Annotated in this window: 14 protein-coding genes; 2 read left to right on the top strand and 12 right to left on the bottom strand. The window is 70.5% G+C overall.

Translation table 11 applies throughout. From position 1 onward, the window contains the following. Positions 1 to 14 precede the first annotated feature (14 nt). Together ABZ434_RS15755 and ABZ434_RS15750 are read right to left on the bottom strand one after the other, a co-directional pair. Entirely contained in the window at positions 15 to 1,442 is a 1,428-nt protein-coding gene (locus ABZ434_RS15755; RefSeq protein ID WP_359135900.1) for a serine hydrolase domain-containing protein, read from the bottom strand. Between the two features lie 269 nt (positions 1,443 to 1,711). Continuing rightward, positions 1,712 to 2,797 (bottom strand): S1 family peptidase, encoded by a 1,086-nt coding sequence (locus ABZ434_RS15750; RefSeq protein WP_359135898.1) that lies wholly within the window; start codon positions 2,795 to 2,797, stop codon positions 1,712 to 1,714. A gap of 419 nt (positions 2,798 to 3,216) precedes the next feature. Here ABZ434_RS15750 and ABZ434_RS15745 point away from each other — a divergent pair, with 419 nt between their 5' ends. Continuing rightward, complete coding sequence (locus ABZ434_RS15745; protein ID WP_359135896.1) at positions 3,217 to 4,092, top strand: alpha/beta fold hydrolase; 876 nt, start codon at positions 3,217 to 3,219, stop codon at positions 4,090 to 4,092. A 43-nt stretch (positions 4,093 to 4,135) separates the two neighbouring features. On the opposite strand, the gene fxsT is transcribed toward ABZ434_RS15745, so the two are convergent. The 4 genes from fxsT to fxsA form a co-directional block, all read right to left on the bottom strand. Continuing rightward, positions 4,136 to 8,071, bottom strand: a complete 3,936-nt coding sequence (gene fxsT, locus ABZ434_RS15740) for an FxSxx-COOH system tetratricopeptide repeat protein (RefSeq protein ID WP_359135894.1) — start codon at positions 8,069 to 8,071, stop codon at positions 4,136 to 4,138. After that, positions 8,055 to 9,413: an FxsC protein gene (gene fsxC / locus ABZ434_RS15735; protein WP_359136193.1), complete on the bottom strand. Its 1,359-nt coding sequence runs from the start codon at positions 9,411 to 9,413 to the stop codon at positions 8,055 to 8,057. The genes fxsT and fsxC overlap by 17 nt, the downstream gene beginning before the upstream one ends. Before the next feature lie 213 nt (positions 9,414 to 9,626). Next, positions 9,627 to 11,873 (bottom strand): radical SAM/SPASM protein FxsB, inactivated metallohydrolase extension form, encoded by a 2,247-nt coding sequence (gene fxsB, locus ABZ434_RS15730; RefSeq protein ID WP_359135892.1) that lies wholly within the window; start codon positions 11,871 to 11,873, stop codon positions 9,627 to 9,629. Positions 11,874 to 11,947: 74 nt separating this feature from the next. Then, on the bottom strand, positions 11,948 to 12,115 hold the full coding sequence (gene fxsA, locus ABZ434_RS15725) for an FxSxx-COOH cyclophane-containing RiPP peptide (RefSeq protein WP_219571751.1): 168 nt from the start codon (positions 12,113 to 12,115) through the stop codon (positions 11,948 to 11,950). 226 nt (positions 12,116 to 12,341) lie between these two features. Between fxsA and ABZ434_RS15720 the strand changes: the two genes are divergently transcribed. Further along, positions 12,342 to 13,268: a DUF4231 domain-containing protein gene (locus tag ABZ434_RS15720; protein WP_359135891.1), complete on the top strand. Its 927-nt coding sequence runs from the start codon at positions 12,342 to 12,344 to the stop codon at positions 13,266 to 13,268. 30 nt (positions 13,269 to 13,298) lie between these two features. On the opposite strand, the gene ABZ434_RS15715 is transcribed toward ABZ434_RS15720, so the two are convergent. From ABZ434_RS15715 to ABZ434_RS15690, 6 genes are all read right to left on the bottom strand, one after another. Next, a complete protein-coding gene (locus ABZ434_RS15715) occupies positions 13,299 to 13,778 on the bottom strand; it encodes a hypothetical protein (protein ID WP_359135889.1) in 480 nt (159 codons plus the stop codon). Between the two features lie 230 nt (positions 13,779 to 14,008). Next, the gene (locus ABZ434_RS15710; protein WP_359135887.1) at positions 14,009 to 14,908 is read right to left on the bottom strand and encodes a S1 family peptidase; all 900 of its coding nucleotides are present in this window, start codon (positions 14,906 to 14,908) and stop codon (positions 14,009 to 14,011) included. Positions 14,909 to 15,172: 264 nt separating this feature from the next. Further along, a complete protein-coding gene (locus ABZ434_RS15705; protein ID WP_359135885.1) occupies positions 15,173 to 15,973 on the bottom strand; it encodes a DUF1684 domain-containing protein in 801 nt (266 codons plus the stop codon). Between the two features lie 4 nt (positions 15,974 to 15,977). After that, entirely contained in the window at positions 15,978 to 17,273 is a 1,296-nt protein-coding gene (locus tag ABZ434_RS15700; protein WP_359135883.1) for an NtaA/DmoA family FMN-dependent monooxygenase, read from the bottom strand. After that, positions 17,270 to 18,337, bottom strand: coding sequence for an LLM class flavin-dependent oxidoreductase (locus ABZ434_RS15695; protein ID WP_359135881.1), 1,068 nt, complete (start codon positions 18,335 to 18,337; stop codon positions 17,270 to 17,272). The genes ABZ434_RS15700 and ABZ434_RS15695 overlap by 4 nt, the downstream gene beginning before the upstream one ends. 207 nt (positions 18,338 to 18,544) lie before the next feature. Beyond that, positions 18,545 to 19,297 carry an amino acid ABC transporter ATP-binding protein gene (locus tag ABZ434_RS15690; protein ID WP_359136190.1) on the bottom strand — a complete coding sequence of 251 codons (753 nt, stop codon included), beginning with the start codon at positions 19,295 to 19,297 and terminating at the stop codon, positions 18,545 to 18,547. Positions 19,298 to 19,335: the final 38 nt, after the last annotated feature.

The following is a 19,335-nucleotide window of genomic DNA, read 5'->3' as shown; positions in this document are numbered from 1 at the left end:
CCCGCGTCCAGGTCCTACGCGACGTCAGGCCGGGTCATCAGCGGCGATCGCATGTGCAGTCTCATGTCAGGGCCGGTGAGGGGCAGGGTGCTCCACACCGCCGTGGCCGTCCCGGCCTCGGCGTCGACGACCAGCCGGACGCGGTGCGGGGTGGTGATGACGTAGAGGTCGGCCACGAACGTGTCGCCCTGCCAGGCTCCGGCCGCGACGACAGGCCGGCCGAGCGGGGAGCTCTCCCGCCATTCCCCGTGGCCCACCGCGATGCCGAAAAGCGACTCGAACCGCACGAGCCAGCCACCGTCGGCGGGATCGACGATCAGCGTCGTGCCGTCGGGCAGGGCAGACCCCTCGGCCGAGGCGTCAAGTCTCGCGCCGGCCGAGCGCCGTGGGCCGGCCGGGCCCGGCACCGTCGGCAGCGACAGGCGACGCAGCCGCTCGGCAAGGATCTCGTCGTCCCGGACGCTTCCGCTCCGGCCCACGCCGGGCAGCAGGCACTCCCACATGGCGTCGAGTACGTGCTGCGACTCGCCCTGGGCGGTCACGGCGACCACGAGATCATGCGAGGGGACCACCACACACTGCTGCCCGAAGGCGCCGTGGCCGTGGTACCCGTGACGCGACATCCAGAACTGGTAGCCGTAGCCGCAGGAGAAGTCGGCATCGCCCGACCCGTCCTCGAACGGCAGGCAGTCGATGTGACGCCCGGTCGCGGCCTCCACCCACTCGCCCGGGACCAGTCTCCGGTCGCCCCAGAGGCCTCCGCGCCGCAGCAGTTCGCCGAAGGCGGCGACGGCCTCGGTCGTCAGGTGCAGGCCGTGGAATCCGAAGGCGGCACCGCTCGCCACCCGGTCCCACTCGGCGTGATCGACGCCCATCGGCTCGAAGAGGCGCTCGTCGAGGAACTCCGGAAGGCCGCGGCCCGTGACCCGTTCCACCATCCTGGCCAGGATGAACGTGGTCGAGTTGTCGTAGGTGTGCCGCGTGCCCTCCACCGCGGCGAACGGCAAGCGCAGGAAACCCTTCACCAAGTCGCCGGGCTCCAGCTCCCAGGCCTCGCCGAGGCTGTCCGTGGGGTGCCCGGCTGTCATGGACAGCAGGTGGTGAACGGTGATGCGGCTGCCCTGCTCCGAGATGCCGGCCGGGACGTGGTCGGGCAGTACGTCCACCACTCGGTCGGTCAGCGAGAGCAGCCCGTCGTCGATCGCGAGCCCCACGGCGATCGACGTGAACGACTTGGTCAGCGAGTAGAGAAGGTGCGGGCGGTCGGCCGAGTACGGCGCCCACCAGCCTTCGGCGACGACGTGCCCCCGGTGCACGACCATGATCGAGTGACACTCGACGGATCGCGCTTCGAGCCGGTCCAGCAGCAGGGCGATCGAACGGGACGATATCCCGGAGACAGCCGGCGCCGAACGTGGAAGCAGAGGGTGCCGAGTAGACATCCTGGCTTTTTAACAGATCCGCGCCCACCGGTGCGACCGAGTTGTGGACGTGGGCCGGTGAGGGAGCAGGTACGCGGAACAACGCAGCCATCCCGCTCCGCCTGCCGCCTCGGCGGATCTCACCTCCGAGGTCCGCTGTCCCGCGCGGCCGGTGCGCGGCCGCGCACCGGCGGACGAGACGTCGAGCGGCAGGCGGGGCCACCGGGCCGGGCGCGGCGCGGACAGGGCCCCCGGCACCGCCGGGGGCCCTGCGTGATCGCACGGAACGGTCAGCCGATCTCCGCCCCGAACGCCGACAGTGCCTCCGGCACCGGCTGGAAGAACGTCTCGCCGCCCGCCGAGCAGTCGCCGCTGCCGCCCGAGGTCAGGCCGATCGCCGTGTCACCGGCGAAGAGCGAGCCGCCGCTGTCGCCGGGCTCCGCGCAGACCGTCGTCTGGATGAGCCCGTTGACGATGTCGCCGTTGCCGTAGTTGACCGTGGCGTCCAGCCCGGTCACCTCGCCGTCGTGCACCTGGGTGGTGGATCCGCTGCGCGTCACCGTCATCCCGACGGTGGCCTCGCCCGCCTTGGTGATCGGCTGGGCGGAGCCGTTGTAGAGGTCGACCTCGCTGGGGTGCGCGGTGTCGGAGGTGTACTTCACCAGGCCGTAGTCGTTGTCGGGGAACGACGAGCCCGCGTTCGTACCGATCTCCGCGCCGCCCTGGGTGTCCGACCAGCTGGAGATCGACTCGGTGCAGTGCCCTGCGGTCAGGAAGTACGGTTCGCCGTCCTTGACCACGTTGAAGCCGAGCGAGCAGCGTCCGCCGTTGCCCCAGATGGCGTCGCCGCCCGCGATGAACGGCTTGAACTCCCCGGCGGACCGCTTGAGCTCGGCCTTGCCGCCCAGGTCCTCGACCACCGAGCTGAGCCTCTGCCAGGCATCGCCCCGGACCGTGCGGTCGGCGGTGACGACCACCTTGTTGCTGACCGGGTCGACCGCCCATGAGGTGCCGGGGATCGTGGCCTTGCCCGTCAGGGTCTGCCGGGCCGACTTCAGCTCGGCGAGCGAGTTCTGCACGACTCTGGCCTTGCCGCCCGCCTGCCGCACCTGCTCGGCGGCGGCCTCGTCGACCACGTTCATCACGAGGTTCTTGTGAGTGGCGTCGTAGTACGCGCCCGCCGCGTCGGCGCCCAGGTCCTTGCCCAGACCGGTGGCAAGCTTTCCGGCCGCCACCGCGTCGAGCGTCCGCGCGGGGAACTGCGGTACGTCGTCACTGGCGTTCGCACTCTGGAACGTCACTCCTGCTGCGACCAGGGCGACCACGGCCGACCCGGCCAGCACTGCGCGGTTCCTGGACATGCGTCGATGCTTCAACTTCGACCTCCTGTGGGGCCGCGCACGGATGATGTGGGGTCGCCCGTACGCGGAGGATGGGGCGCCCACTATTCCGACCGCCCCGATAGCACACAAGGCCGACTTCAGGACGCACACACGACACCACCGGTTCGGTCGTGTCACGTTCACTAATGGGTGGTCGGGCCTAGTCGATTCCTTCTGCGAACACCCGGTGCAACCACCCGGTCGGCAGCGCGTGAGGACTAGTCCTGTCCGGTATTCGCCCCTGGGGTTCCGGATCCCGACGTGTCCGGAGGGTGCGCGCACCTGCGAGCCCTCCCGACCGCCCCCAGATTCTCCCCACGCGCCATCCCGGGATCGCCTCTGATGGGTCATCATCGGATGGTGCGGGGAAAGCCGGGCACGTCGTGTCCGCAGGAATCGCGAGGAGGCACGGAGTGCGCAGTCGGGTGCGCGCGGCCGACGGGCGGCAACTGGTCGTGGAGCGTCTGGGGGATCCTCGCGGCAGACCGGTCTTCCTGCTGCACGGGATGCCCGGCAGCAGACTCGGTCCGGCGCCGCGCGGGATGGTGCTGTACCAGCGCAAGACACAACTGATCACCTACGACCGGCCGGGATACGGCGACTCGGACCGGCTGCCGGGCAGATGCGTCGCCGACGCCGTCCAAGACGTGCGGGCCATCGCGGACCACATCGGGCTCGACCGGTTCGCCGTGGTGGGCCGGTCCGGTGGTGCCTCGCATGCTCTGGCCTGTGCGGCTCTGATGCCCGAGCGGGTCACGCGTACCGCCGCACTGGTCGGGCTTGCTCCCCGGGACGCCGAGGGTCTCGACTGGTTCGAGGGGATGGCCCCCTCCAACGTGCTGGCGTACACCACGGCACGGTCCGACCCGGACGGGCTCGCGGAGTCCTTCATCTCGCGGTCCGCGGTGATCAGGAAGAATCCGGTGCGGCTGATCGACGATCTGCGCCGGGAGCTGACCGACTCCGACCGCATGGTGGTCAACGACGCCGGCGTACGCACCATGCTGTTGCGCAACTACCGTGAGGGGCTGCGCACTTCGGCGTACGGCTGGATCGATGACGCACTCGCGTTCAGTCACCCGTGGGGATTCGACCCGGCCGCCATCACCGGTCCGGTGCTGTTGTGGCACGGCGAGAAGGACGTGTTCTCACCGGTCGGGCACACCCGCTGGCTGGCGAGCCGCATCCCGGGCGCCACCGTCGTGGTGGAGCCGGCGGCCGCGCACTTCGACGCGCTGCACGCACTCCCCCGCATCCTCACCTGGCTGCTGGACACGTCCAGAGGCTGAGCGGCGGGAGCGTCCGGCCACCGGCCGGACGCTCCCGCGCGCATCACACCGCCTGCGGTTCCAGTTCGCGCTGGAACCTGCGGTCGTCCCGGGCGATCCGGGTGAGCGGGTGGTCCTCGCCGAGTTGCCGGGACAGCTCCTCGACCGTCTCCGCCCTGACGTGGAGCGCCTCGTCCTTGCGCCCCATCGCGCCGAGGGTGACCGCCATGTTCGACTTCATGGCCAGCGTCTCCGGATGGTGTGCGCCCAGCACCTCCCGGAACTGCACCGCCAGTGACCGCTCGGTCTTCAGCACCAGGTCGATGTCGCCGCGCTCCGCCGTGGCGTTGGCCAGGTTCATCACGCTGAACAGCGTGTTGGGGTGCTCGCGCCCGTACACCTCGCGCATCGAGGCCACCACCCGGGTCAGTACCTGCTCCGCCTCCTCGGCCGCACCGGTCCCCCAGAGATAGACGCCCAGGTTGTTCAGGGCCGCCAGGGTGTACGGGTGCTTCTCGCCCGGCACCTTCATGTACTGGTCGACGACCTCCTGGGCGGTGGTCCGGGCCTCGGCCGCCTCACCGGCCGCGAACAGGTCGGCCGCCAGATTGAGGTCGCAGGCCAGCCACTCCGGGTTGGCGGAGGTGTACTTGGCCCGGTACCGGGCGCGGGTCGCCACCGTGAGCCGGCGGGCGTCCTCCAGCCTGCCCGCCCGGCGCAGCGAGACCGCCAGGCTCTTGGCCGCGCTGAGCGTGCCGGGGAAGGACCGGCCGAGTGTGGCCTTGTAGCTGTCGTACGTACGGCTGAGAATGCCGACCGAGTCCTCGTACCGTCCGACGTCCCGCAGGTCACGGGCCAGGTTCATGGCCGAGGAGAGGCTGTAGGGGTGCTCCTCGCCGAGCACCTCCCGGCGTCGGTCGAAGACGTCCTGGTCGATCTCCCGGGCCTTGGCGTACTGACCGATCGACCTCAGGGTGAACGCCAGGTTGTTGGCCGCGGCCAGGGCCCTGGGGTGCGAGTCGTGGAAGATCTGGTTGAAGCCGTCGGTGGCCTCGGTCGCCAGCTCGATCGCCCTGGTGTACTCGCCGAGCGTGCCGAGGTCCGTGGCCAGGCTGCTGGTGCTCATGTACGTGTGCGGATGCTCCGGGCCCAGCACCTCCCGCTGGGTCGCGAGGGTGATCTCGTCGAGGTCCTTCGCCTCCACGTAACGACCGCGCGAGCGGTAGATGTTGGACAGGTGGAAGCAGAGGTAGAGGTACTGGATGTCCCGCTCCCCCAGCGTCTCGCGCCAGATCTCGCGCAGCTCCTCGCAGAGCGTGGTGGCCGTCCTGAAGTCACCGCGCTTCCACAGGTAGCGCACCCGGTCGATCAGGAGCCTGCGGGCCTCGGGCTCCTTGCAGTTGCGGGCGTCGGACGGGCCCAGGTGCGGCCATATCGTGGAGAACTGCTGCCAGTTGGCCGGGTTGTCGATCGGCTCGTCGTCGTCGGGCCTGGCACCCGCCAGGATGCGGTGGACGGCGTGCCGGGCATCCTGCTGCTCCGCCTCGGTGAGCTGGGCCCGGATGACCGCCTGGACGAGCCGGTGCACCTGGATGGAGTTGGAGACCTGGTCGACCTTGGCGAGGGCGAACCGGCCGATCTCCCGGATGACACGGCCCAGCACCAGCTTCTCCTGGAGCGAGGCGTCGTACGGCTTCAGCGCCTCGATCATCTCCTTGCTGTACAGCAGGTTCCCCGAGATCGGTTCGGGGGCGAAGAAGGCGCAGAGCTGGAGCAGGCGCACCGCGGCGGGCGAGCGCTCCTTGAGGCGCTGGATGGAGATGTTCCACGTCGCGGCGACCGGCTCGGGGTATCCGGCCGGCTGGTTGAGGGCCAGGACCTCCGGGGCCTGCTGGGCCAGTTGTTCCAGGTAGGTGTCGATCGGGGTGGCGGTCTCCGCGATCCACGCGGCCGCCTGTTCGACGGCGAGCGGCAGGTCGCCCACCGCGGTGGCCACCTGGGCCGCGTCCTCGTCGCTCAGTCCCGGTGCCCGGCGCTGGAGGTGTTCGATGGACTCCTCGCGCAGGAAGACGTCGACGGGCAGCGCGTCGCCGTGCTGGGACCAGGCCTGGTTGCGGGAGGTGACCAGGATGTGACCGGAGCCTCCCTGCGGGAAGTACCGCCGGAGCCGTTCGGGATCGTCGGCGTTGTCGAAGACCAGCAGCCAGCGGTCCGAAGGCACACCGCGGCGCAGCAGGTCGACAGCCTCCTGGGAGGCGGCTGCCATGTCGTCGCCGCCCTGGGCGCCCAGCCGGACGGCGAGTTCGGCGAGCCCGGCGACGACGTCGTCGGTCTGCTCGGACGATATCCACCAGACCAGGTCGTAGTCGGCCATGAACCGGTGCACGTACTCCAGGGCGACCTGCGTCTTGCCGACGCCGCCGAGCCCGTACAGGGTCTGCGGCTGCGGCAGCACGACGGCCATGCCGCCGCCGAGCTGGTCGCGCATCCGCTCCAGGACCAGGGAGCGGCCGGTGAAGCCGGGGTTGCGCGGCGGCGCGTTCCAGATCCGGGGGACGGTACCGGGGAAGCGGGGGCCGGGCGAGACCGCGTCGGTGAGCTGCACGGGCCGGTCCAGGGCGCGTAACAGGGCGGCGGTGGCGTGCACTTCGTCGAGCCGGAACAGATCGACGGGGTTGCGGTCGATGTAGGGCGCGGACAGCCGTACGTCACCGACCCTCAGGGGCAGCAGATGGCGCCGCCCGCCGCCCGGATCCTCGGCGACGGCGCGTTCCCAGAGGTTCACCGCGCGTTGCGACTTGAGGTAGGCGCTGGAGAGCAGCACCACGGTGCGGACCGCGTTCTCCGTGGCGGAGGCCGTCGCCTCATCGGGCCCCCGCTCGGCGGACACGTCGCGGGGTACGACACGGAAACCGGCCCGGGTGAGTACGGACTCGATCCAGTCCGCCCACATCCGGTTCTCCGCCACGTAGCTGAGGAAGAGATCGGCGGGCAGTGCGGGCCTGCGCCGGGTGAACGCGTCACGGATGCGCAGCCGTACCTCTTCCCCGACCGGTGGCATCGAGGTGATCTGCTGGTCGGTGATGACGGAGGTGAGCCGCTCGAAGGCGGAGAGGAGTGAGTTGGTGAGCCCTGTCTCGTCCCCGAAGGTCGCCAGCGTCTCCTCGTACGCGTAGTAGGGGCGGTACGGGATCTCCACGGCGCCCCAGTAGGCGGTGAGTTCGTCTCCGGACAGGTCGCGCGGCAGCCGGTCGAACTTCAGCCGGGCCAGGGCCCGTCCGGCGTCCGCCTTCTCCTTCTCACCCTCGTCGATTCGCATCGGGACGGGGAAGATGGAGATGGGACGGCCGGTGTACCGCTCCGAGATCTGCCGGGCGACCGAGGCCGCGCCGTCGATGGACTGGTCGCTGAGCGTGAAGCAGTCGACGAGCACATCGGGCAGGTGGACGGTGCAGATGTCGGCGATGTCGCTGAGGCCGGTGCGGCTGTCGATGAGGACGTAGTCGTAGTTGGCCTTCATGTCGTCGCGCAGGGCGTCGAAGAAGTGGCCGCCGCCGAGCCGGTCGTAGAAGTTGTCCCAGTCGAACGTGGAGACGGTCGCGGAGTATTCGCGGTTCTGCCGCCCCGCGGAGACGAAGTCGAGTGTGCCCCCGTGCGGGAACTCCCAGCCGAGCGCCTCGGGGGTGAGCGAGACCGCGTGCGGCTGGATCCGCGCGTAGTCCCGGTGCCAGTCGTCGGCTCGCTGCACCGGGCTGGTCGCGGCCCAGGCGTACTCGGTGATCAGATCGATGACACCGGTGGTGGCTCCGAGCGTCGAGGGGTCGAGGAACGGGTGGAAGAACCGGTGCAGCCCGGGCGCCTCCAGGTCCCAGTCGACGGCCAGTACCCGTTTGCCGTTGGCGGCGAGAATCCAGGCCGTGTTGGCCAGGGCCATGGTGCGCCCGGTACCGCCCTTGTACGAGTAGAAGGTGACGATGCGCCCGTCACGACTGGCCGTCATCCGTGTCCTCCGCATCCGTCGCAGCGTCATGTGTCCGGTGGATGTACTGGGTCTGCGCCATCGGTCCCATCAGTCGAGTCCGTTCGGTGGGTCCTCCGCCGCCGGTGGCGGGCAGATAGACGGCCGCGTGTCTCAGGTACTGCTGGGCGGCCGCCTCGACCACCTGCGGCAGGAGCTGGCCGAAGGCCTCCATGCTCGGTACGCCTCTGGCGGCGGCGCGGCAGTAGGCCCGGCCCTGGCGCATCTTGGTGGGCATGGTCCGCTCCAGCTTGGCGGTCAGTTCGGCCTCCGCGGCTCTACTCTCGTGGTCGTCGCGGTTCCACGGCACGACCATCGTCACCCAGGGGCGGTTCTCCGCGTCGAAGGCGGCGAGCCGCCGGCACCGGTCCTCGTCCTGGAGCGCCCAGCGGTCGACGAGGAGGATCTCCGGTGTGGTCGGGGGCTGTTTCCCGGCCGGCAGGCCGGCCTCCTCGTCGAAGGAGGCGATGGTGGCCTGGTAGTTGAGGGAGCGCACCAGGTCCTCGGCGACATAGGCCAGGGGCCGTGCGGCGTCGGGGTGGTAGGGGTTCCAGTCCTGCGGGTTGTCGCCGTAGTAGTCGGCGTTGCGCCCCTCCGGCAGGTCGTGACGGGTGGCGGCGGCGATGGTCACCTGCATGGGGCGGGGGCCGCCTGCTCCGCCTGTGGGTGAGCCGAAGGCGCTGGGCGCCAGCCGGTAGTCGACGGGCCGGCCGGTGCCGATCCGTACGGTGTCGGCCACGCTGACGATCCGTTTGGCGAGCTCGTACACCGCACGCTCGTACTCCTCGTTGAAGAGTTTGAGCTTGATCAGTCCGTACAGCCCGTCACTGACGTAACGGTCCCCGAAATCGCGGTGGTTGAACTGTAATCGCTCGGCCGGACCGGGCAGCTGGCTGGGCGGCACCGGCACCCAGAGCGCCGGGACGATCGCTTCGGCCGGCTGATTGGAGCGGGCCCGGTGATGGATGGCCCGCTGGGCGAACGCGTACCACTCCTTGCCGCACATCTCGCTGGCGAAGTAGCGCGGCGAGAACAGCGGTACGAACACCCGGCAGGTGGCGAGCACTTCACCGAGCCGTTCCGACCAGCCCTCGCCGGAACGTATCTCACGGTCGATGAAGCCCGCGGGTGCGCCCGCGGGCAGATCGGTCATGGCCATCACATGGCCGCAGAGATCCTGGAAGAGCCGCTCGACCCACATGTCGGGGTCCGTGCCACCGCCGTACCCCGGTGTGTGCGCGTAGCTCAAGAAGAAGTACGGCCGATGGTCCGCCGCTCGCTGCTGCGTCGTCGCGTGCACACGACCCCCGTCCTGTGTGAGCACCCGCACCCGAGGAGTGAAGAGAATGCGAGCGAATTCATCATTCCGGAGCGGACCTTGCTCCACCCCCATGACGTTCGGTCAATCAACGCCACTTTTCAGTCATCTGTTCCCAGGTCCTGTTGATCACACTCCTGCGCGCACGCGGTCTGCAACTGTTCCTCCCGGTTGTCCCGAGTCTGCGCCCGCACGCTCCATCGAACCGGAATCCGGGATTCAGAATTCTTTTCGCATCAGAGTCAGCAGCCGTTTCCCACCGACGGTGAGTTCGGCGGCCCCTTCCAGAGTGTCGAGTGCCTGCGGGATGCCCTTCCGGTACCGGTGGTCGAATACCGCGAGCGCCAGCCGTTCATAGGCAGCTTCCAGCAGCCTGGAAAAAGGAACCAATTCTTCCTTCCAGGGCATTCGATGTTCCCAGGAGCCGTCCGCCGCGTAAAGATCCGTGACGTCCACCAGTGCCCGGAATCTCGCCCGCCGCACGCCGCGCAGCAGCGCGAGCGCCAGGGTGCCCGCGCCCTCGTCCGCCCCGATGCCGAGTGCGCCGTATCCGTGCCGCCCCACCGAGGGCTCGCCCGGCGCCACCCCGGTGAGCGGAGTGAAGGTGAGGGGACCGTCGACCGATCCCGCGCCGTGAGCGGGAGCCCGCTCCTCGATGAGCCCCCAGGCCTCGGTCAGCGCATCGCCCAGACGGCCGCCCGCCGCCGCGTCGAGTGTGGCCGCGGCGGGTGCGCCGTAGCAGTCCCGGTACGGATCGAGGTCGTCGATCACGAATCCGTGTCCGGGGAACGGGGCACCCCGCAGGGCGAACCCGCGCACCGGCAGCCAGCCAGGCTCGGCCGCCACGGACCGCCGGATCCGCCGCTCGGCCCCTCCGGCGGCGTGGCCCGCCAGGAAGCCGTCCCCCGCCGCGCGCACCAGCACGGTCCCGTGCTCCCCCGGCCCGGCGACCGTAAGCCGCCCGAGAGTGGGCAGGACGAGCCCGCCGTCCCGGTAGGGCACCGGCAGTCGCAGATCGAGGCCCGCCCGCACGGCTGCCGCGGCGAGCAGGGTCTGCAGGCCGTCCGCCGCGCCGGAAGGCGCCCCGGCCCGGTCCTCGTGCAGGGCGTCCAGCGCGTCGAGCAGCCAGGTGCGCGTGTAGGGATGGGCGAGTACGCCGTCCAGTCCCCGCGCCCCTTCCTCCGAGCCCTCCAGGACGGCCGCCAGATCCCACGCCCGCGCCCACCGCTCACCGCCCCTGCCGTCCAGGTCTGCGTGCAGTCGCGCCAGCAGGGTGCGGGTGAGGTCCTCCTGGGCCGCGAGCAGTGCGACCGGGTCGGCCACCTCCGGTGCCGCGGTGGCCGCCGGCGTACGGGCCTCGATGCCGCGCACCAGGGCGGCGAGGTCGTGGCAGTACACGGACGGGTTGTCGAACCCCTCGCCTTCGCCGGCCGAGCTGTAGCGGTGGGTGTACAGGCCTCCCCCGCACGAACGTACGACGGGGCAGCGGCGGCACGTCCCACTGACCCCCTCCAGGCCGAGCTGTCTGGCCCGCACTCCGGGGTGTGCCGCGACCTCGTCGAAGGCGTTCGCGAAGACGTCGAACCCGGTGTCCGCCGCGCCCTCGTAGGCGCTCTTCAGTGAGTCGACCTGTTCCAGCCGGCCGTCGGTCTCGACGACCACGAGGTCGGTCGGCGCGAGGCCCAGGGACTCGGTGAGGCTGGGGCCGCCGTCGAGCGTGGAGGCGACCGAGGAGAAGATCCGCACCGGCACCGGGCGCCCCTGCTCCTGCCAGCGGTCGAATACCGCGAGGAGCCAGTCGGCGTAGGCGGTGGGCGATCCGTCCGGCCGCGGCGGCGGGTCGTCCCAGGTGGCATGGGGAAGCAGGAAGTCGATGAGCGGCGGTTCGAGCTCCGTGAGGGCGTCCAGGACCGCGACGGGGTCGTTCTCGATGTCGATGGTGCACAGGAGACCGAGGTTGAGATGGCGGTAGCGCTCCTGCCGGAGCAGCTCGACGGCCTTGAGCACCAGAGGGTGACTGCTGCGCCCGTCGGCGAAGCGGCGGTGCCGGTCGTTGGCCGCGCGGTCGCCGTCGAGGGAGATACCCACCTTGACGTCGTACTCGCTGAAGAGGTCGAGATAGCGCGGGCTGAGCTGCAGGCCGTTGGTATGGATCCGGAGATCGAGGGCGGCGATGCCGTCGAAGGCGGAGGTCAGCTCTTCGCAGATGCGCCGCAGCCGGGCGGGACCGGCCAGCAGAGGCTCCCCTCCGTGCAGGATTACTGACACGGAGGGCAGTGCGTGTGTCTTGGCATGCTCAGCCAGGCGCTGAGCAGTCCGGAAAATGACTTCGTCAGAGATTGTTTTCGGACGGGTTCGCCAGCTCTGATCGGCATGTTCGTAGACATAGCAATGGTCACAGGCAAGATCACACCTGCTGTGAACCTTGAGTACTACTTCACGGAAAGGGACCAGGGGTCCTGTCATTCCGCCAGTCTAGCCAGCCCGGAAGGGTGATCCGGCAGACCGGCCGTCCCGGTGGAGTGATCCGTAATCGGGGATCAGAGGGAGGAGTTGAAGGTGGATGCCTGGCTGGGGCGACCGGCGGAGGCGACATGCACCCGACCGAGCTTCCTGGCTGCTTCGCCGCCACGCGCGTCGATCGCGGCGAGCGGCACACGACTCTTCTTCGCAACGGCGAAGGAGAGGGAGGATTCAGTGGTCTTCACGGCCGTCCTTGAGGGGATTCGTTCCGATGGAATGGTTCCGGACACGAAACCAGCGTTGGTACATGCACCATTGCAGTGTCCGGCGGCACGACTTTACTCTCATGGCCTCGGTTGGCAACTGAGGACGCCCACTTGGAACACGAGCGTCACACGGGACCGGCCCGGATGGAGCGGAACGATGGATTCCGCCATCAGGGTGACGACATAACCGCAGACGGGAGTGAACATGACGGCGATTCCCGGACCACTGCAGAGCATGGTCTTCAGGAACGCTGATCTGCCGGAGCTCTTTCACCATACGGACGCCATTGCGATCGCCCGCCAACGGGAGGCGGTGAATACCACCCGGTGGCAGCTCATCCTGCTGGTCGGGGGCACGATACCGGCCGCGCTGCCGTGGCGTGCGGAGGTCGCCGGCACCCTGCAACTCAGCGACAGCGCGGCAGTGTTGGCCTACCTCGGCGTCCTGGTCGCCACTTACCTCACCTCCCGGCGGAAAGCAAAGTCGCATTGGCAACTCAATCGCTCCGCGGCAGAGTTCATCAAATCGATGTGCTGGCGGTACTCGGTGCACGGCTCACCTTTCGATACCGGCACACAGCACCCCGAAGCGGTGTTCGCCAATCGGCTGGAAGAAGGGCTTCAGGAGCTCCGCAAGGTGGGCTGGTCCGACCCCCGGGACCGGACGGCTGATTCCGGCGGGCTCATCACCGATTCCATGCGTGCCTTACGGGACAAGGCATTCACGGTGCGCAAGGAAACCTATGTGCGTGACCGGCTGATCGAACAGCGCAGCTGGTATCGCAGACGCCAGGAGATCTCGCGGCGGGCCACCCTCGTCTGGTCGACCACCATTGCCGCGCTGACGGCCCTCGCCCTGCTTCTCGCCCTGCTCAGGGCCTTCTCGGTCGGTCAGTCCTTCGCGCTGACCGGAGTGCTCTCGGCCGCGGCCGCCGCCTGTCTCGCCTGGGCCGAGATGCGCCGCCACCATCCCCTGATCTCGGCCCACTCCCTGGTGGAGAAGGACCTGGAGTCGATGCAGATAGCGATGGAGACGACGCTGAACGAGCGCCAGTGGCCGCGTGCGGTGTTCGAGACCGAGCGCATCGTCTCCCCGCAGCACACCGACTGGCTCGCACGGCACCAGATGTGAGGGCACCGGCGCCCGGTCCGTGACGGCCGGTCAGTTCCGTTCGATCCCGTCACGCCAGATCACCGTCACCGGGCGCCCGAGCCCGCGGGCGTACGTCACGATGTCCCCTGTTCCGCCGAGGCCCCGGGCGGGGCGGCCGTCCCACACGGCGATCAGCCGGTCGCAGTGGTCGGCGATGTAGGCGCCGGCGGCGTAGTACGCCTCGTCGGTGGAGTGCGGGTAGTCCAGTCTGACCTCCCGCACGGCGCGGGCCTTGAGCGCCCGGTACCGGGCCAGCTCGGCCCCGTCGGCGAAGGAGGCCTCGTAGTCGCCGCTGGGGATGACCACGGTCAGCTGGGCACCCCGGGCGAGCGCCAGGTCGGCGAAGAGCTGGTCCGCCCCGACGGCCAGGCTGGACAACGCCTCCACCGAGCCGTCGAACCCGCACAACGCCGCTCGCATCGACGCCAGCACATGGTCGTGGGCTTCCTGCGGAATGCTGCGATGACCGGTCACTCCGATGCGTTTCACGGACCTGGAACCCCCTGGGTCTCTGCCGGGGGCACCCGGAGGGCATCCCTCCGGGAGGCGCAGCACCCACCCCCGTTGTTCCTGCGTGACCGTCCTGTGTCACATCTTCTCAAAGGCCGCGGGGTCAGCGGGAGCCCCCGCCCACAATTCGGGCGGGGGCTCGGCGTGTTCGACTTGCGCTTTCGAGGGACGGTCCGGTTCCAGGGGGACGGAACCGGCCACCCGCTGTGTCAGTAGACGCTGACGCCGTACGCGCTGAGTGCCTCGGTGACCGGCTGGAAGAAGGTCGTCCCACCGGAGCTGCAGTTGCCGCTGCCGCCCGAGGTGAGTCCGATCGCCCTGGAGCCGGAGTAGAGCGGGCCACCGGAGTCACCGGGTTCCGCACACACGTTCGTCTTGATCATGCCGTAGACGATGTCACCGTTGCCGTAGTTGACCGTGGCGTTGAGCGCGGAGACGCTGCCGCTGTGGATGCCGGTGGTGGAGCCGCGACGGGTGACGGACATCCCGACCGTGGCGTTGGCCGCGCTGGTGATGTCGACGCTGCCGACCGTCCCGGCGTGGGCGACGGCGGCGTTGTCGTACCGGACGAGACCGTAGTCGTTGGTCGGGAAGCTGGACCCGACCGTCGGGCCGATGTAGGTGGTGTTCGAGGAGTTGGTGTACCAGGGAGGGTTGCCGTCGGTGCAGTGACCGGCGGTCAGGAAGTAGTACGTGCTGCCGCTGCGGACGTTGAATCCGAGCGAACAGCGCCAGCCGGGTGCGTAGATGGCGTCACCGCCGGAGAGCAGCTTGCTGAACTTCCCGGAGGTGCGCTCGATGCGCAGGGCGCCCGCGTTGGCGCCCGCGGAGTCCTTGATCTGCTGGATCTCCGAGGCGGAGACCGTACTGTCGGCCGTGACCACCACCTTCTTCGTCACGGGATCGACGTTCCAGGCCGTACCGGCCACGTCGGCACCGAGGACGGCATCGCTCGCGGCGGAGAGCTGGTTCGCGCTGTACGTTCCGGTGGAGCTGGCCTGGGCACTGGGGACGGTGAGCGCGGCGACCGCCACGAGACCTGCGGCGATGCCGATGGCCCTGCTGCGTCTCGCGGCGGTGCTGAGGGGGGTGGTGCGCTTGATCCTCACTTGTTTCCTCCCGAGGGGAGTCGGGGGTCCGCCTGTGGGGTGGTCGGACCCGTGAGGCGCAGTCATGGGCGCGGCCATCCGTCCGATTTCCGGATGTGCCGTGCCCCTGACAAGCGCTGCTCGGGAGTATTCAAGGCGTCAACTTCTCGCGCAAGGGCGCCTTTTGGCCTGAGCTTGCGGGAGTTCGGCTTCCCCGCAGCCGCGCCCGGCCCCGGCGCAGGACGCTCCGCCGGGGCCGGACGCGGGCGGGCCGAAGGGGTCGGGTCAGCCGTCGGTCCTGTTCCGCTCCCCGGCCTCGACGGCGACGGTCAGGGTGTTGCCGGGCGGCGGGAAGGGGCAGATGAAGTGGTCCGCGAAGGCACAGGGCGGCAGCAGCGCCCGGTTGAGGTCGACCGTCACCGAGCCGTCCTCGGCCGGGGCGGCGGGCCGCAGGAACCGGAAACGGTAACTGGTGTCCCCGCTGGTGGCGTCGGCGAAGACCGCCCAGAGCGAGCCGTCGCCCTCGACAGCGACCTGGAGCGTGTGCCGGGCGCCGTCCAGTTCGAAGGCGATCTCCCCGCCGAGCCCCAGGCCGCGCTCGACGCCGTCGGCGTTCTCGACCCGGACGGTGCGGGAGGTGTCGTACGGGCGGAACCGGCCCGGCACCGACCAGCGGGGGTCGTACGGTGTGGCCTCGATGGCGCGGAAGGCACGCCGCGCCGCGGAGTCCGGGTCGAAGTCCCGTACCGCCCACAGGCCTTCGCGGCTCAGCACGACGATCCGGCGATCGCCGTGCGCCACCCGGGAGCCGTCGATCGGCCCGCGGTCGGCACCGAGCCGGACCTGGCCGTTGAACGGCTTCCCGTCCACGCTCAGCCCGTCATCGGGGTCGGCGGTGAGCACCACCTCCTCGCTCCCCTCCCGCCAATGGCCCGGGACGGCCGGAATTCGACCTTCCGGGTAGTCGGAGAGCCAATGGGTCCCGGCGAGGGAGAGCGGTCCGTGGGGGGCTGCGACCGTGGCGGTCCGCTCCCGGTGCCATTGGTCCCAGTCCCGTGCCGCCTGCTGCTGTTCGTCCGTGCTCATGCGGTCAACCCTTCCATACCGGCTCGGCGAGCCCGAGGTGCGACCGCAGCGTGGAGCCGGTGTACGCGCCGCGGAACACTCCTCGTTCCTGAAGGAGCGGAACGACCCGGTCGACGAAGTCGTCGAGGCCGCCGGGGACGAGATGGGGGACGAGTACGAAGCCGTCGGCGGCTCCCGTGGCGACGCGACCGGTCATCTCCGCCGCCACGGTCTCCGGGCTGCCGACGAACGGCTGTCGGCCCGTCGCCTCGATGACCGTCTGCCGGATGGACAGGCCCTTCGTCCGCGACAGCTCGCGCCAGCGCGCCGCGACCGCGAGGGCTTCGCCGTGCCGGGCCCCGACCAGCTCCGCCGCGGGCTCCGGGTCCCACTCGGGGAGCGGTCCGTCGGGATCGTACGAGGAGAGGTCGCGGCCCCACACCTGCTCCAGGGCCCGGATGGCGTGCTGCGGCGAGACCTGCTGGAGCCGGATTGCGGCCGCCCGCTCCCGGGCCTCGGCGTCGCTGTCGCCCAGCACCACACCGGCGCCGGCCATGACCTTCAGTTCGCCGGGCTCCCGGCCGTACCTGGCGAGCCGCTCCTTGACGTCGGCGCAGAAGGCGCGCCCCGCCTCCGGGGTGCCGAGCCGGGCGAGGACGACGTCGGCGGCGGACGCGGCGAACTCGCGGTCCTGCGAGGAGTCGCCCGTCCCGATGACGACGGGATGCCCCTGCGGGGAGCGCGGGACGGTGAACTCGCCCTCGACGCGGAAGTGCCGGCTGCGGTGCGCGAAGGGGGCCGGGGTGCCGTCGGGGGTCCAGGAGTCCCACAGCGCGCGGGCGGTGGCGACGAACTCGGCGGTGCGGGCGTGGCTGCCGGCCCGGTCCCGGTGGCCGCCGTTCCGGAAGTTCTCACCCGTGAGGGGCCCGGACGAGGTGACGACGTTCCACGCGGCCCGGCCGGCGCTGAGGTGGTCGAGGGTGGCGAGGCGGCGGGCCGGCTCGTACGGCTCGTGGAAACCGGGGCTGACGGTGGCGGCGAGACCGAGCCGCTGGGTGACGGCCGACAGAGCGGCGAGCACGGTGAGGGGCTCGGGCCGGCCGGCCACGTCCAGATCGCGGACCAGCCCGTTGTCCTCGCGCAGCCGCAGCCCCTCGGCGAGGAGGAAGAAGTCGAACAGCCCTCGTTCCGCGGTCCGCGCAAGGTGTTCGAAGGAAGCGAACTCGACCTGGCTGCCGGAGCGCGGGTCGTTCCAGACGGCCGTGTCGTCCGCCGGGAAGTGCGCGGCAAGATGCATCTGCCTCGGCGGGGCGGCCGTCATACCCGTGCTCCCCGGAGGGCGTACCGGTTGGCCGGGCGGGCCAGCCCCAGGTGCTCGCGGAGGGTGCCGCCGGGGTAGAAGGTGCGGAACAGGCTGCGGTGCTGGAGCAGGGCAACGGTGCCGTTGACGATCCGTTCGAGGTCGCGCCCGGGGGTGATCGGGGTGAGGTGGAAACCGTCGACCGCTCCTGCCCTGTACCACTGGGTGATCAGGTCGGCGAGGTCGACCGGGCCGCCGCGGTAGTACGTGCCGTGCCCGGCGAGCGGTGGTCCGCTCGCCAGCCCCGGCTCCGGGGCCGATTCGACGTCTCCGAGGTCGACGGTGAGTGCGGCGAGCACCCGCAGCGTCCCGGGGTCGCGTCCGTGGGCCGCTGCGCGGCGGTGCACGTCGTCGCGGATCTCGGCGGCCCGCTCGGGTGTGCCGGCCCGGACGAGCACCACGTCGGCGTGGCGGGCCGCGGTCTCCCGGGCCGGACCGGCCGTGCCGTCGACGACCGTGACCGGGTGGCCCTGCGGGGGCCGGGGCACGACGGCGGGTCCGCGGATACTGAAGGCGGTGCCCTCGAAGTCGGTGCGGTGCAGCTTGTCGCGGTCGAGGAAGCGGCCGGTGGCGGCGTCCCGGATCTCGGCATCGTCCTCCCAGCTGTCCCAGAGGCGCGCCACCACGTCGGCGGCCTCGCCCGCCTCACACCACAGTTCTGAGGCGGGCGGGGCGGAGCCACGGCCGAAGAGCCGGGCCTCGGCCGCGGTCGTGGACACGTCCACGCACCAGCCCGCCCGGCCGCGGCTGACCCAGTCCAGCGTGGCCACGGCGGACGACACGTGGAAGGGCTCGGTGTGGGTCGTGGCGACGGTCGGGACGAGGCCGATCCTGCGGGTTTCCGGCGCGACCCGGGAGAGCACGGCGAGGGCGTCCGGGCCGGGCCGGGCGAACGAGTCGCCGAGGGTGATGAAGTCGAGGGCCCCGCGCTCGGCGAGCCGGGCGAGGCCGGTGTAGTGCGCGGGGTCGTAGCGGGGCGGGCCGCCGATCCCGGCGGCCAGGTGGAGCGGGCGGAGAGGTGACATGGGCCGGCTCTTTCGAAGGGTGCGGATGTGGCTGATGGCCCCGGAGTGCCGGGTCGCAGCACCTCGGGGAGGAAGTCGCGGGGCGTTCGTGGTCACAGGACCTGAGGGAGCAAGGCGCGCGTGCGTCGTCACCGGACTTCGAGGAGAAGGCGCGCGGGCGTTCGTGGTCGCAGCACCTTCGAGAGGAAGGCGCGTGCGCGTTCGTCGTCACAGCACCTTCGAGAGGAAGGCGCGCGTGCGGGCGTGGCGCGGCCGGTCGAGTACCTCGGCGGGTGGGCCCTCCTCGACGATCCGTCCCCCGTCCATGAAGACGACGGTGTCGGCGGCCTCACGGGCGAAGCCGATCTCGTGCGTGACGACGATCATCGTGGTGCCCTGCTCCGCGAGGTCCTTGATGACGTCGAGGACCTCGCCGACCAGTTCGGGGTCGAGCGCGGACGTGGGTTCGTCGAAGAGCAGGAGCTTTGGTTCGAGGGCCAGGGCCCGCGCGATGGCGACGCGCTGCTGCTGACCGCCGGAGAGCTGCCTCGGGTACGCCGTCGCCCTGTCGTCGAGCCCGACGCGGGCGAGGAGCAGGTGCGCGGTGTCGACGGCCTCCTTCTTCGCGCGGCCGAGCGCGGCCACCGGGGCTTCGGTGACGTTCTCCAGGACGGTGAGGTGGGGAAAGAGGTGGAAGTTCTGGAAGACGAAGCCGATCCGGGTGCGGCGGCGCAGCACCTCGCGTTCGGGGAGTTCGTACAGCTTGTCGCCCTTCCTGCGGTAGCCGATGAACTCCCCGTCCACGGTGATCGAGCCCCGGTCCGCCTTCTCCAGGTGGTTGACGGTGCGTAGCAGGGTGGACTTCCCGGAGCCGGAGGGGCCGAGGATCACGGTCACCTCGCCGGGGCGCACGGACAGGTCGATGCCGCGCAGGACGTCGAGGGAGCCGAAGCTCTTGTGCACACCCCGGATCTCGACCATGGGCGCGGGGGGCCCGCCGACGGGCGCGGGGGCCGGTT

Source organism: Streptomyces sp. NPDC005761 (assembly GCF_040630635.1).
Classification (GTDB): Bacteria; Actinomycetota; Actinomycetes; order Streptomycetales; family Streptomycetaceae; genus Streptomyces.
The sequence above is the reverse complement of the archived record's forward strand: the minus strand, read 5'-3'. Positions and strand labels throughout refer to the sequence as shown.

Excerpts from the sequence above, each read along its gene's own strand:
- ABZ434_RS15755 (WP_359135900.1), bottom strand. The coding sequence starts at position 1,442 with ATGTCTACTCGGCACCCTCTGCTTCCACGTTCGGCGCCGGCTGTCTCC.
- fxsT (WP_359135894.1), bottom strand. The coding sequence starts at position 8,071 with ATGACGGCCAGTCGTGACGGGCGCATCGTCACCTTCTACTCGTACAAG.
- fxsB (WP_359135892.1), bottom strand. The coding sequence starts at position 11,873 with ATGACAGGACCCCTGGTCCCTTTCCGTGAAGTAGTACTCAAGGTTCAC.
- ABZ434_RS15720 (WP_359135891.1), top strand. The coding sequence starts at position 12,342 with ATGACGGCGATTCCCGGACCACTGCAGAGCATGGTCTTCAGGAACGCT.
- ABZ434_RS15705 (WP_359135885.1), bottom strand. The coding sequence starts at position 15,973 with ATGAGCACGGACGAACAGCAGCAGGCGGCACGGGACTGGGACCAATGG.
- ABZ434_RS15700 (WP_359135883.1), bottom strand. The coding sequence starts at position 17,273 with ATGACGGCCGCCCCGCCGAGGCAGATGCATCTTGCCGCGCACTTCCCG.
- ABZ434_RS15695 (WP_359135881.1), bottom strand. The coding sequence starts at position 18,337 with ATGTCACCTCTCCGCCCGCTCCACCTGGCCGCCGGGATCGGCGGCCCG.
- ABZ434_RS15690 (WP_359136190.1), bottom strand. The coding sequence starts at position 19,297 with ATGGTCGAGATCCGGGGTGTGCACAAGAGCTTCGGCTCCCTCGACGTC.